This window comes from Planctomicrobium stercoris, assembly GCF_051465655.1.
GTDB lineage: Bacteria > Planctomycetota > Planctomycetia > Planctomycetales > Planctomycetaceae > Planctomicrobium.
The window spans coordinates 2,306,932-2,319,604 of the sequence record NZ_CP195791.1 but is presented as its reverse complement, the minus strand read 5'-3'; the positions used below and the strand labels follow the sequence as shown (position 1 = coordinate 2,319,604).

Here is a 12,673-nt window from a genome sequence, read left to right as displayed (position 1 = left end):
GGGTTCTCGGTTCAGGTCGATTCAGGAAACCAGCGATTCAATCGGTATCAGCACTTCGACGTACCGAATCGTGAAGTCCTCATCGCTCCCGAATTTGGAATAGTGCGAAGTCCAGTTTGTGATGCGGGCTTCCGGCCAAATGCCGCGAATCACAGCGATGATCGCCGCTTTGTTGGCATCCGTGTCGAGAGCATGCCGATCTTCGGATCTTCGTCCCTCTCCGCTGAAAACAATGCCAGCGCCCTCCAAGTTAGCCCTGAGTTCGTCGGCGGACTTTTCATCAGAGTCGGGGGTGTCGCTATAAGAATAAATCCCGTGCAAGGCGTCACAATGCAGCTTTGCGGAGAGATACCTCGGCCCCGCACTGATGTCAGAGGCGTAATTAAATCCGGCCTTTTTCCAAGTTGGGTAGATGGAATCGACGGCCTTTTTCACTGCCTGGGCGAGAGCCTCGCCTGTTACTGAGCCCGCCAGTTGCTTCTCCAGTTCGCGAATGCGTTCATTCGCTGCCCGGAGAACTTTCTGGGTCGACTTATGATCGGCTTCGCGATCCGACTCAAATCCGACCGCTGCCGCAACACGATCCAGTGCTGCGAATGCCACCCCCAACCCGTTCGCTCGGATTGAAACCGTTAAACTTCCCTTCTTGGCCATCTCAGCCACAAACGCAACAGCCTGCACGGCCCCTCTGTATCCCGCCTCAACGACTACCGTTTGATCAGCGTTCAGCGGTACAGGCGTTTCGTCATGATGGCACTCAGCTCTGCTGTTCATTGCAATCGACTCGTAGGACTCCCTCGACATGCTGCACTCCCCCAGCGCGTTAACGCTTTGTTTTAGAACCGACTTCCTTCGATCCATCCACCTTCTTCATCACAGTGATGGCCTTCGTGGCCTTCCTCCAGTTGACAGAAATGACGCCCGATCGGGAGTCCTCCGCGAAAGAAATTCCAGCACAGACGACCATGATCATTGCCGATCCAATCCGGCCCCATGAGCGGCCGATAGCGAGCTATGAATTCCTTCAATTCTCGCTCAGCCAACTGCACTTCAGTGCGACGTTCCGCGAGCACCTGGCGGCGTTCTCGCTCCGCTCCCGGCCATGGACCCCAGTGAACCCGCCGTCCGTTGCGGATCCAATATCGCTTGTTCGCCAGATCCATTCTCAACTCTGCCAGGCGATCATTCACCGCCTGAGCCAGCAGAGAATCCACTTCAGGATTCTGAAGTTGCGTTTCCATCATGTTCACTCCCAGCGCGATAATCCGGTGTTTCAGTTCACTCTTAACTAAACTGGTTCGAGTCCCGGCGGGAACTCCCCAGGCATCCACTCTGCGAGCAGCGCGGGAATCAACATCTCCTTGCTCGCTGACAGCTCTTTGAAGTTCGCGATATCGTCGCACTCGATCCGCTTAGACGCCGGCAGATCCTTGAGAAGTGAGAGCGGGTAGATCGCCAGCACCTCCGCATCAGGTCGCCAGTCGGTGGCGTAATCGATCCCCAACATCGAGCAGAGCTGGAGCAGTGTGAAGACATCGTCAAAGAGATCCGTGCAGCCCGAATCCGGATGTTTTCCGAAGAGCTGCGTCAGGATGTTACGGATCACCCGATCCAGATCAGCAGCTTCATGTTTCTCGAGGTACTGCCAGAGCTGATCCGTCTTCAAAAAGCGGTTGGGGCTCTCCTCCAGCTCGATGCCGAGGACCGTTGACATCAGCGTTCGATTGCTGATGACGTCGTACATCGCCTCTGTTCCGCTCAGGGTGACAAACAGCTTCAGCGGCGTGAGCCGGTCTTTCTTCGGCAGCTTCGCGACGGCCTCAGCCAACTGCAGGCAAAGCCATTTTTCTTTCGCCTGAGCAACCGCATGTTCATCGTACGTCGCGGCTGCCGGCTTCTCGTTCTCCGCTGGAGCGGATGGAGAGGCCGCTTTCTGTTTCTGCTTCGCTTTGGCTTTCGCCTCTTTCGAGAGCTGACTGTAGAGCGTCAGATTAAAGGCTCGTTTCTCGGTCCCGCCCCAGCTGCGGGGAACTTCCAGAATGTCCAGAGCGTCCCGGTTTTTATCAGTCACCCGAAACGGGCAATTGTCATGATACTGCCCCTGTGCCGTTGGCCGACTGACCCGTCTCACGGACTCGTTGACCAGGGCTTCGAACTTCGGAACACTGATCGGTTCCCATCCATTCCCTTCTCGGTTCTTCACATCCGCCTGCAGGTCCTTCTGAACTTGAGCGATGACAGCAGGCCGGTCGAGCCACGTCGCCAGACAGCGGGCATGCGTCGCACTGATCACGTGCGTGGTCACGAGCTCCTGCAGCTCGTCCGGCAGCTTGATCAGCACGAGATGATTCGCGATGCTTCCCTGGCTGTGCCCCTCCCCCAGTCGCTTTGCCAGGTCCCGCTGTGAGCATCCGAGCGTGTCGAGCATGGACTGATACCATCGTGCCCGCTCCAGTGCCGTGAAGTTCTTCCGGTCCTCGTTATCGCGGCCGAGGATCTCGATCGCCTGCTGATCAGTGGCCTCGACGATCCGGACGCGGAGTGTCTCCCAGCCGGCTTTGAGAGCAGCCGCGCGGCGACGATGGCCGGCCAGCAATTCGATCATGCCTGGCTGCGTCGGATGAGGGCGGCCGATCGCCTCGATCAGCTGTCCCTGGTTCTGGAGCGACTTGACCAGGTCATCGAGATCGACATCGCCGCTGCGAGGGTTGAGCGGATGAGCCACCAGGCGGTAAAGCTCGACCTGCAAAGTTTCAATATGGCGGGCCTCCCCACTCGTGGGAGCTGCCTGCTTTGATTTCGCTTTGCTCTTTTTCTCCGGGGCGTCTGGCAATATCTGCTTTGGAGGCAGTGCATCGACGGCCGTCTCGTCATCGATCTTGCCGAAACCATAGCCAGGTGTCGTGTATTCAGGTCCCTTCAGAACATACTGGACCAGCTTTTTTCCGGTTCCGCAGGTGACAGCCTGGCCGTGATAAAAACCTTCCGGGCTTTCTCGACGACGATCAGCATCATCACAGATGTCGGCATAAGTCACCGTTTCTTCCTGCCAGGTCGAGGCGGGAACAACCTCATAGTAGTCGACTGAGATCATTCCATCGCGACCAGAGCTGACACTACCAACTGCGATCCACAGTCGATCTTCTGCGGAGACAGGTTTGCGGATCTTGTCTTGCGTCAGCTCCATGGCGCTGCGGCTCTGGATCAGTTCTTCGAGTGCTATCAACGGGAACGGGCGATGATGCTCGTCAAACTCTGCTTCCTTCGCTGCGGCCTCAGCCTGGGTCTCGGGAATCCTTCCGACAGTCGCGACAGACCAGTCTCCAAACTGGTCCGCAGCGGAACCCAGGATCTGCTGAGCCTGGTTGCCGAGTTGCTCGGCGATGTCGGTCCCGCGAGAGTTCAGCTCAAACCCTGCTTTCTTGCTGATGGTCGTCTGCCACATCCAGTGGATGGCCTCTCGAAACGCGGCGGCGATCGCCGCTGGCTCCGAGGCGTATCTGGCGTAATGGGATCCTTCCTTTCTGGCCACCAGCTTGAGATCGAGCAGGTCCAGCGAGAAGGACCACGGGGCCGACTGCTGCGGATCGTGACTGATCGTGACGAATCCCGACCATTTCAGCCGCTTTTCGATCCGCAACTGGATAGGCTTCGGTGCGGTCGGAGCCGCCGATTTCTCAGGTGTTCGCTTTGCTGTTGCTGTGGCCATGCCTTGCCTCGCTGTGGGGTTGATGATGAGTGTGGCACCAGGGGATTTCATTGGTTCTTGATCCGATCCAGTTCGCGGTCGTAGCTCGCGATCAGTGCGAGCAGCTCCTGACGACGCTTGTCGGTCGTTGCTCGTTTGAGTCTCTGCCGAGCCTCGACACGAGAGTGCTGCAGCTTGCATCTCGTGGTCTGGGTGTACGCTGCCTTCCAGGCCTGTCGCCGCGGAGTTTGTTCTCTCCGTAGCTGGTACTCTTTGCGTCTCTCCTTCACTTCCGGTCGAGCCAGGTATTTCGTGATCGCTTCCCGGTAGGCCGGGGTCTGGCGGTACTGAGCCTGGTTGACCCGCATGCAGGCCTTGCACCAGACGTTCCTGCCGTCCCTCGATCGCCGATTGATGGGAAAGGCTTCGAGCGGTTTCGCCTTCCCACACTTGTTGCAGGCCTTGCTGCCTTCCACCAACGTCGAATCGATCGCCTTCCCCATCGTCACTTTCCTCTTCAATTGACCTGTCCCACCGAGCCACTGCAGCTCGGAATCGTTCACTGAAAACTGCCTGACCTCTTTCGGAGCCATCCTGATTGATGATGGCCCAGGACAAACGCTGGAGATCTCCGTACGCTCGCCCCCAGTCTCGATCCGGATCCGAATAGCGGTCACCGACCAGCTCGGCAGCCGCCACGCACAGGTCGATCCGCGACTCGGTCCGTCCCTCACTCCCGCTCAGCGAGCGGTTCCAGTACTCCAGCAACTCGATCTGGTCCGGCTGCCAGCTCTCGAACTCGCGATCATCCAGCTCCACCACACCGTCACCGTCGATGATCATTTCAGGGCCTCAAACAAACTCCGCTGGATGAGTTTGAGAAACGGCTTTCGCTTTCGGTCCCGCCGCTTCCTCGCACACGTCCGGCATTCCAGGAACGGATAGGCCACGCCAAACCGAATCACTTCGACCTCGTGGAACGTCCGTAAACAATCGCAATGCTCACACCAGCCGGATCGAAGTTTCATCTCGCTACATCCTGCATTTCCGTGCGGGACACCAGTCTCAGCAGGTGCTCTCGCAATGCTCCCGCTGCCCGTGCCTGACGCGGCGTCGATTGCCGAAACAGACACTGCACCGTGAGATCTCCTCGACGCACCAGACTGCCGAGCTCATCGACCGACATCGCGTCGAGGACCTCGCCGAACTGGGATTCCAGATCGGCGAGCGATTGCGCCGGTCGCCTCGATCTCGGAGCCTCAGGAGGCGGCCAGTTTGCGTCAGTCGCCACCGATTGGCGGGCACGCTGACAACGAAAAAACAGGGTGACCGGGGTCCACCCCGACTGCGTTCCGAGTCGCTGATAGTGCCGACACAACGCGATTGCGTGCCCCGGCGTGACGTGCTGCTGGAGCGACGCGATTGCGGCGTCCCATTTCAGCACCCCCAGGTCGATCAGCAGATCCCGCACCAGCTCCCACGTCGCCTCCGCCGCCTCCCCGACGTTCTCCGGAGGTGCCGGAGGTTCCGTTGGTTCCGTTGGTTCCGTAGTAGTGCAGTCCCACCGGCGAACGGATTCGTCCGCATATGGGACTGGCTCGTCCCACTGGCGAACTGATGAGTCCCGTATTGGGAGTGCAGCGTTCGCCCTTCGGACCGGGTTCGGCTGGCGAACAGCGATTGCTGTTCGATTGTCCGCCATCTGCGCGATTGCGCCTCGATGGACCCAGACCCGTTGCTTGGGGGAATTATGCAGGGGGCTGTAACTGATCAGTCCGAGCCTCTGCAGCTTCTTGAGTCGATCGTAAAACGTGGTCCGGCTCATGTTCGCGATCCGTCGCAGCTCATCCAGCTCGAGGTCGTAGAAGCCGGTTTCCTGACTGACGACCAGATCGCAGGAGAGCAGGAGCAGCTTGGCCTGAGGGTCGCTCAGGTCGATCAGGCGCAGAGCCTTCAGCTCCTGCCCGCGTTTCGTCGCCCAAGGTAACTCGGGCTGCTGTTGTGATTTTGGAGGCATCGTGCCTGCTCCTTCAGGCTGCGGGCGAAGCTGATGCGGTCCGTTCCTCGACGATCTGCTCCCAGATCTCTTCGCGGTGGATCTTGATGGTGTCAGGCGCCTCGATCCCAAGGCGGACCTTGTCACCGCGAATGTCCACCGGCATCAACTTGATCAGCCGTCCGTCCTCCAGTTCCATGTAAATCGATTCATCTCGGTGGCGAGATAACACGAGCATCAATGCTCTCCTTCTCCTGGGGGTGATGATTCACCGGCAACGCCGGTGCGTTAGTTGTGTTGCGGGGACAAGTTGACTCCTGCCAACTCCTTCGATGTCCAGACGGAAGACTTCTGCAGCAGGCGAAGTGCAATCTGTTGCGGCGTCGTGATGTCCTCGCTTTTGATTTCGTTGAGCCATCTGTGGAGCAGCTCATTGACGCGCTGTCTTCGCGCATCAACATCCGTCCTGCCGTGGAGCTGGTCGCTGTAGGTCATCGCCATAGTGACTTCGAAACCGATGCTCTCCATCAGTCGCGAAAGCATCTCTTTAGTGATTTCGCAGATCACACACATTTCAAAAGAACCCTTTCTGCAGCGATCGTCCGCTGCTCTGGACTACCACGCCGACGGCCGACAGCTCCCGGCGCGGGAGCGGGGCCGGCGTCGAAACACTGCGGGCTGAACCCGTGAAGTGACTTAAAGGCAACGCCTCGATAATGCCGTTGACCCGACCGTTGATGGTCTGAGTCCGCGAGGAGACCAGCCACGAAACATCGTCGCGAAGCATCCACCGATTGCCGGTCTCCCAGCCGGAGACGACGTGGTTGCACTCCCGATTCAGGCGATCGTCCCACGCGAACCCGGCAGCGAGACACTGAGCAAAAAAACAATGCAGCTCCGGCGGGAGAGGAGGCGGGGCTTCCGATCGATCAGCGGAGTCCGCCTCCCTCTCCCCCGTGGACGTTGAATGTTGAGAGTTGAGAGTTGAGAGGTCCGGAGACTCCTCTTCGATCAACTCATTCCATGGTCCAACGTCGAACCTGTGCCAAGTCTGTTCCCCCCAATGCTGCCACGATCCCGTTGCCAGGTCGATGAACAGATTGTGTGGTCCAAATTTCTCCCGTTTAATGCGAGGATCGATCGCCGGTTCCTGGGCAAACCACAGCGGTCCGCTTGTTCCCGGGAACGGGTCCCGGGCCACGATGAACCCCCGCGACTCCAGAAACTGGCGATGATCCGCGACCGTCACGGCAGCTCCTCCACCGGAATGTCGTAGGAAGGATCCTGCCCCATGGCGGCAATTTGCGCGATGTCGTCCCGCATCAGGCCCTGCATCCCTTCGATCACGGAGTCGATCACCCCGGAAACATTTCCCGGGAAGGCGGGATGCCGCCGCGCCAGCTGGAGTGCCGACATCGTCATAAACAACGTCGGGCGATCGAACGCCATAACAAGAGGCTCTTGCGGAGACTCGGTACACCACTCCGACAAGATCTGCTGAATGTCCCTCTCACTCATCATCAAGATCCTCGCTTGAGGTCCCCCACATCATTCCCAGCGTGATCCCCATGCCGATGACGATCCCCGCCAACATCACCTTGAACAGCAGCTCATCGAGTTCATTCATCGTCCGGAGACTCCGGCTTGTGCCCCCACCGACCGTAGTGGTCATCTGGATCCAGATGCTTCCACGCGAGTCGACCCTCGAGACAGATCCGATCGATCACCAGTCCGACGACGACAAAGCACAGCACTCCATCAATCCATGTCATGGCTGATACTCCAGTCGGCGCGGGGCAGGTGCCGGCAACACGCGTGCGGTGGGAGCAGAGGCGATCCGTCGCGCGCGGCCACGTTCCTCCAGCTCGCGCCGCAGTGCAACGCGGCAGCGGTCGTACACTTCGCTGAATGTGTCACCGACTTCGGTCACGCTGAGAAATCCCCCGCGCTGAGCCGGCAATCGCCAGTTGATCGTGCCGGAGTGAAAAACCGATTTGGATCGGCAGTTCTGTTCCTGCTGCGTGACCACGTATGTTTTGGCGGAGGCGCTGACATCCTCGCGTTCATCGATGAGGCTTCGCAGGGCCTCACGCAACTGCATCAACGTTTTGAGTTTTCCAGGCAATTCACCATCTCCTGCAGGTGCCGATTTCTTGCGTGGTCAGCCTTTGGGTTCACCCGCGAAAGCGGCGAAGCAGTTCATGGCAGTGGCGGACCTGTTCAAGCGTCCGCTCCGTGCGCAATTTGCGGCGGTTTTGCAGGGCGATCTCACGGGCCTTGATGAGTTCGCGAACGAGTTTCTGTCGATAACAAGTCACTTGGATCATCATCACTCCTTGTCAAGAGCGGGGCAGGGAACACACTCCAGTTGCTCAAGGTCATGTGACCCCGCCCCGCTCAACACTCCCCACATCGAACCGATATGAATCGGCATTGGAACTGACGCGAGACTGCAATCGCGCCAGCTCCAATGCGTCGTTGACCCGGCAACACACCGGGCTGAAGAGATTTCAAAAAGAGAAGGGAGCAGCCGACAGAGCGGGCCAACGCCGCCGACTGCTCCCCCTCAAGGTCACCCGCCCAACGGGCCTGGTGAACGGGTGAATTCACCCCACAATTCGCAGCCGCGGGAACGTACCCGGTGGCGGCGTCGGTGTCGGTTCTGGATCGAGACCACTGAAGGCCTGCGGTTGCGGCAATGACTCGACTGCTTTCCGGAGTTTGCCCTCCCGCTTCACCGCCGGCACGTAATGCTTGAGCGTCGTCGCCAGTGCCGAATGCGCTCCCATCTCCTGGGCAGCGTGTTCGTTGAGAGCGTAGTACTCCCCGAGCGAGGTCTTGCGGATTTCGTGGAAGCCGTAGTACGGCTCGCGCACCCGTGATCCCAGACGCGTGACACTGATCCCCGCCGCTCGCTGGATCTGATACCACGTCTCGTACAGGCTGCGTTTGTTGCGGGGGAAGGGGAACAACAGATCCCCCTTCGAAAACCAGATTGCTCGAATGTGGTTGACCACGGTCACGTTGATCGGGACCGCCCGCGTTTTCCCGCTCTTCCCCTGTTTGGTCAGGATCACCCCATCCTTGAGTTTGACGCGGGTTTTCTCCAGCTTCAGAAAGTCTCCCCTTCGCGAGGCGAGGTTGTAGAGATAGACCACGAACGCTCTCCACAAGTCCGGAGGATGAACCCCGGTCTTTTCGCGATGGGGCCAGGTCGCCACATCGCAGGAGGAATAAATCGCGCTGAGATCCTCCTCGCTCGCAAAGACGACTTCCGGATCTTCGACGGACTCCGGTCGGCAACACGGAACCGAAGTCAGAAATCCGCGAGCGTAGGGATTGCCGCGATGCTTCGGGCCGAGAGTCGAGAAGATGGCTTCCAGCGTCCGCAGCTGCGCGTTCGAGGTGACGTTCGTCGGCAGGAGCATTTCCGGAACCAGCGGACTGTGCGACAGCAAACGATAGACGTCCTCGTCGCTCAGAGCCTGCAGCTGCATCCAAGTGACGCCGACAGTGCGCAGAACTTCGAGCGATTGGGGATTCTTCCGCCGTGCTCGACGGAGCAGGGTGGCGACTTTGCTCGGAAGCGGGGTCCGGAGGAACGTTCGCGAAAAGTCCTGCATCGTTCCGTCGTCGCATTCGCCGACTGTCGGATTGAGAGTGCAGCGCTCCCAGTGAGCGAGAGCGGTATGAGCCGCTTTCACATAGCTGGGCTTGTGGCTCGGTTGCCGATGGTACTTTTCGTAGGCTTCCCTCAGAGTGAGTTCGAGTGGATCCTTGAAATTGAGTTGACCGGGAAGTGACTTTGACATTCAGGACTGCTCCTGCAATTTCCGCGCGTCCAGCGTGACTCAAGCGAGTCCCGCCAACTTCCTGCCTCCATGTAGACAGCTTGGCATATCGATCCTGGGATTGGTCCGCACCTGCAAAATCATGCAGTGTGCTGCCGAACAGGACGGCAATTTTCAGCGCAGCGGCGATCGCGATGCGATCCAGCACGTTGGTTCTCCGGATTCTGTCGCGGAGTTGCCGAGCGGAAACGAGGTGGGAACCAGAGGGCCAGCAAGTGAGCCGGCCCTCTGGTTACCCGAATGATGATGTCGCAATGCAAGGGGCAGGGGCGAACATCGAAGAACTCGCTTTGACTCGATCAGGGAGACCAAACACGCTAACGGCGCGCGCTGATCGCTCTGAACTCCACGGGTTGACTGGGTGGCATCAAGAGAGATCCACCCTGATCAAGCACAAAGCAAGAGTGCTCTCAGCAGGAAGAAGACTTTGATGCCGTTGCTTACGTTTGGTAAGGGCATCATGCGCGATCAACACGAAAAGTCAAGCGAGTCGACAGCAGAATCTTTCGGCATCGTCCTGCGTGAACCCGGGACATTTTTTCCGTGCTCTGAGAGGTGAGGACCAGATTCTAGATCTGGTCCTCACTACGGAGTGTTCCGGATCGCCATCTGGACGAGCCCAATCCGATCGATCTGGATCGAGGGAATCTCGACGTCAAGCTTCGATGAACCGCTCTCGAATCTCACCGTCGTCTCCCCGCTTTTCGCGATCGACTCGATCATCTCCGCATTGCTCGAATCGACTCGCAGATCGACATACTCCCACTGGATCGACGAACCGTCGTCACGGAACTTGATGCCTCTGTGAACAGTCGGCAGGTCCAGCGAGGTGAATCGAAACAGTTGACCATCGGTTTTGATGGAAAGAGAGGAGGTGAACAGCGACTCAGTGCCCGCACGATGCACACGAAGAAATGTCGACGTTGTGTTGTCATCGCCTCTGGCTTGATATAGGACGAGGCCAGATTCTTGCGTTTCGTTTTTGGGGGCTTCGCAATGCCCGACATACGTCACCTCGAGTAAATCATCTCGTTCCGAGATGAGTCCTCCGAGAGCATAATCCCGTTTTGTGACCGGTGTTACTTCAACGTCTTTTTCAGGCCAACGAACTCCCTTTGGAAGGAGTGTCGGCCTGAGAAAAGCCAGTTTGCACGGCTTCCCAACTCGGAGTGCTTTCAAGACGTCTTGCGCTTCCGACAGCGTTCGAATCGGCTTCGGACCAACCTTCCAAATGATGTCGAGCGGCGCCAGAGCTTCACCGGGGCCTTTGCGGAAAGAGTGCGTGACGACCAGGCCTCCTTTGGGAGGTGGCGGCATTCCGTTCTTCCGGAAGTACTCCTTCGCGTCTTCTTTGGCGAGGAAGATGGTGTTAATGCCGAGAAACGGATCGTCTTCAGTGCCGGTTGTGAAATCACCAGCGTGGCATTGGAAAGAGACGGCAATCAACAGCGCAGCTGAGAAAAGACGAACCATCGGAGGCCCCAGTTCGTGAAATTGCAGCCTTTTGTTGCCCGCGGTGAAAATAACCGAGGGCTTTGGAAGGAGGTACCAGGGCTAGCAACGGCAGAGGCTTTCGCCTGCTTGTTTGTCCCTCTGCGTACCTCTACAGCACGCAGGCTCGCTCCCAAAACCCTCGATGTTTCGAAAAACAGGGTGAGTAACGGGACTTGAACCCGCGACCCCCAGATCCACAATCTGGTGCTCTAACCAACTGAGCTATACCCACCATCATCCGCGACGGCATTCGCATGCTGCCCCGGAAACGGACAGAATAACGGAGGCAAAGGATCGCGGCAACTCAACTTGAAACGATCAAATTCTCGTGGATTTCACCCCGCGAAACAGCCCACTTCATAGCATTTTTTCACCAATCTCCCAATTCTATACAAATTTTCTTTTCCGAAAATTGCCGACAGAGCAACTTCGTCGGTAACCTAGAGCGGTTTTGCCAATAATCTATTACGTTCCGCAGGCGATAATATGGACTTTCATGCGGTGAAAATCCTGAATCGCCTGCACATGATAGACCAAACTGGTCTAGACCGTGTCATTTCTCGTTCGACGTGCCTCTTCAATCGAAGAAATCCTTATGAACGAACCCAACGGGCCAGCGTTGTCTTCCGACGACGTTCAAAAAATCGAAAATCTGAAAGACTCTTATTCCCGCCTGAAAAAAGAACTCGCCAAGGTCATTGTCGGCCAGCAGCGGGTGATCGATCAGCTGGCGATCTGCCTCTTTTCCCGCGGCCACGCCTTGCTGATGGGGGTCCCGGGACTCGCCAAAACGCTCCTCGTCAGCAAACTTTCAGAGACCATGTCCCTGAAGTTCAGCCGCATCCAGTTCACTCCGGACCTGATGCCCATGGACATCACCGGAACGGACATTCTGCAGGAGAACGAATCGGGCCGCCGCACGTTCCAGTTCGTGCATGGCCCGATCTTCGCGAACATCGTGCTGGCGGACGAAATCAATCGTGCCCCTCCGAAGACTCAGGCTGCGATGCTCGAGGCCATGCAGGAACACAAGGTGACCGTCCTGGGAAATTCGTTTCCCCTGGAACCCCCATTCCTCGTCCTCGCCACGCAGAATCCTGTCGAGCAGGAAGGAACCTATCCGCTCCCCGAGGCTCAGCTCGACCGGTTTATGTTCCTCATTCAGGTCGATTATCCCTCTGAAGCAGAAGAGCTGGAAATCGCCCGGACCACGACCGGGGAAAGTCTCCCGGTGCTGGAACACATTCTGCATGCGGAAGATATTCTGCCGCTGCAGCAGCTGGTCCGGCGCATTCCGGTTCCGGACCATATCTATCAGTCGGCGGTGAAGCTGGTCCGGAAGACCCGCCCGCAGGAAGATGCCGCCCCTGCGTGGCTTAAGCCACTGGTCTCCTGGGGAGCCGGCCCGCGCGCTGTCCAATACCTGATTCTGGGTGCGAAGACACGTGCAGCACTGCAGGGACAGTTCATGGTCCGGCTCGAAGACCTGCAGGCGGTGGCCTCTCCGGTGTTGACACATCGACTGATCACGACGTTCGCTGCGCAAAGCGAAGGGATCGACTCTCGAAAAATTGTCGAACGGCTGGTTGAGGAAACACTGCTGGGGGATCGGTAGAGCCGATTCGCAATCGTTCGACCACCTCA

14 protein-coding genes and 1 tRNA gene are annotated in these 12,673 nt (G+C 58.0%); 1 reads left to right on the top strand and 14 read right to left on the bottom strand.

Translation table 11 applies throughout. The features are described from left to right. Positions 1–21: 21 nt before the first annotated feature. The 14 genes from SH661x_RS09640 to SH661x_RS09575 form a co-directional block, all read right to left on the bottom strand. Entirely contained in the window at positions 22–774 is a 753-nt protein-coding gene (locus SH661x_RS09640) for a hypothetical protein (protein WP_437224953.1), read from the bottom strand. Between the two features lie 62 nt (positions 775–836). Further along, positions 837–1,244 (bottom strand): hypothetical protein, encoded by a 408-nt coding sequence (locus SH661x_RS09635; RefSeq protein WP_437224950.1) that lies wholly within the window; start codon positions 1,242–1,244, stop codon positions 837–839. Between the two features lie 44 nt (positions 1,245–1,288). Further along, complete coding sequence (locus tag SH661x_RS09630; protein WP_437230371.1) at positions 1,289–3,709, bottom strand: ParB/RepB/Spo0J family partition protein; 2,421 nt, start codon at positions 3,707–3,709, stop codon at positions 1,289–1,291. 47 nt (positions 3,710–3,756) lie between these two features. Continuing rightward, the gene (locus tag SH661x_RS09625; RefSeq protein WP_437230369.1) at positions 3,757–4,191 is read right to left on the bottom strand and encodes a hypothetical protein; all 435 of its coding nucleotides are present in this window, start codon (positions 4,189–4,191) and stop codon (positions 3,757–3,759) included. A 521-nt stretch (positions 4,192–4,712) separates the two neighbouring features. Beyond that, a complete protein-coding gene (locus SH661x_RS09620; RefSeq protein WP_437230367.1) occupies positions 4,713–5,705 on the bottom strand; it encodes a hypothetical protein in 993 nt (330 codons plus the stop codon). Positions 5,706–5,718: 13 nt separating this feature from the next. Then, a complete protein-coding gene (locus SH661x_RS09615; protein ID WP_437230366.1) occupies positions 5,719–5,922 on the bottom strand; it encodes a carbon storage regulator in 204 nt (67 codons plus the stop codon). A 50-nt stretch (positions 5,923–5,972) separates the two neighbouring features. Beyond that, a complete protein-coding gene (locus tag SH661x_RS09610; protein ID WP_437230364.1) occupies positions 5,973–6,227 on the bottom strand; it encodes a hypothetical protein in 255 nt (84 codons plus the stop codon). Positions 6,228–6,258: 31 nt separating this feature from the next. Further along, on the bottom strand, positions 6,259–6,933 hold the full coding sequence (locus SH661x_RS09605) for a hypothetical protein (RefSeq protein ID WP_437230362.1): 675 nt from the start codon (positions 6,931–6,933) through the stop codon (positions 6,259–6,261). Next, a complete protein-coding gene (locus SH661x_RS09600; protein ID WP_437230360.1) occupies positions 6,930–7,133 on the bottom strand; it encodes a hypothetical protein in 204 nt (67 codons plus the stop codon). The genes SH661x_RS09605 and SH661x_RS09600 overlap by 4 nt, the downstream gene beginning before the upstream one ends. A 170-nt stretch (positions 7,134–7,303) precedes the next feature. Then, on the bottom strand, positions 7,304–7,456 hold the full coding sequence (locus SH661x_RS09595) for a hypothetical protein (protein ID WP_437230358.1): 153 nt from the start codon (positions 7,454–7,456) through the stop codon (positions 7,304–7,306). Then, entirely contained in the window at positions 7,453–7,809 is a 357-nt protein-coding gene (locus tag SH661x_RS09590) for a hypothetical protein (protein WP_437230356.1), read from the bottom strand. Before SH661x_RS09590 ends, SH661x_RS09595 begins: the two co-directional genes overlap by 4 nt. Before the next feature lie 481 nt (positions 7,810–8,290). After that, positions 8,291–9,496 (bottom strand): tyrosine-type recombinase/integrase, encoded by a 1,206-nt coding sequence (locus SH661x_RS09585; protein ID WP_437230354.1) that lies wholly within the window; start codon positions 9,494–9,496, stop codon positions 8,291–8,293. Between the two features lie 624 nt (positions 9,497–10,120). Further along, positions 10,121–11,008, bottom strand: coding sequence for a hypothetical protein (locus SH661x_RS09580; protein ID WP_437230352.1), 888 nt, complete (start codon positions 11,006–11,008; stop codon positions 10,121–10,123). 179 nt (positions 11,009–11,187) lie between these two features. Beyond that, a tRNA-His gene (locus SH661x_RS09575) sits at positions 11,188–11,261 on the bottom strand. A gap of 363 nt (positions 11,262–11,624) precedes the next feature. On the opposite strand from SH661x_RS09575, the gene SH661x_RS09570 reads away from it, so the two are divergent. After that, on the top strand, positions 11,625–12,644 hold the full coding sequence (locus tag SH661x_RS09570) for an AAA family ATPase (protein ID WP_437230350.1): 1,020 nt from the start codon (positions 11,625–11,627) through the stop codon (positions 12,642–12,644). Positions 12,645–12,673 lie beyond the last annotated feature (29 nt).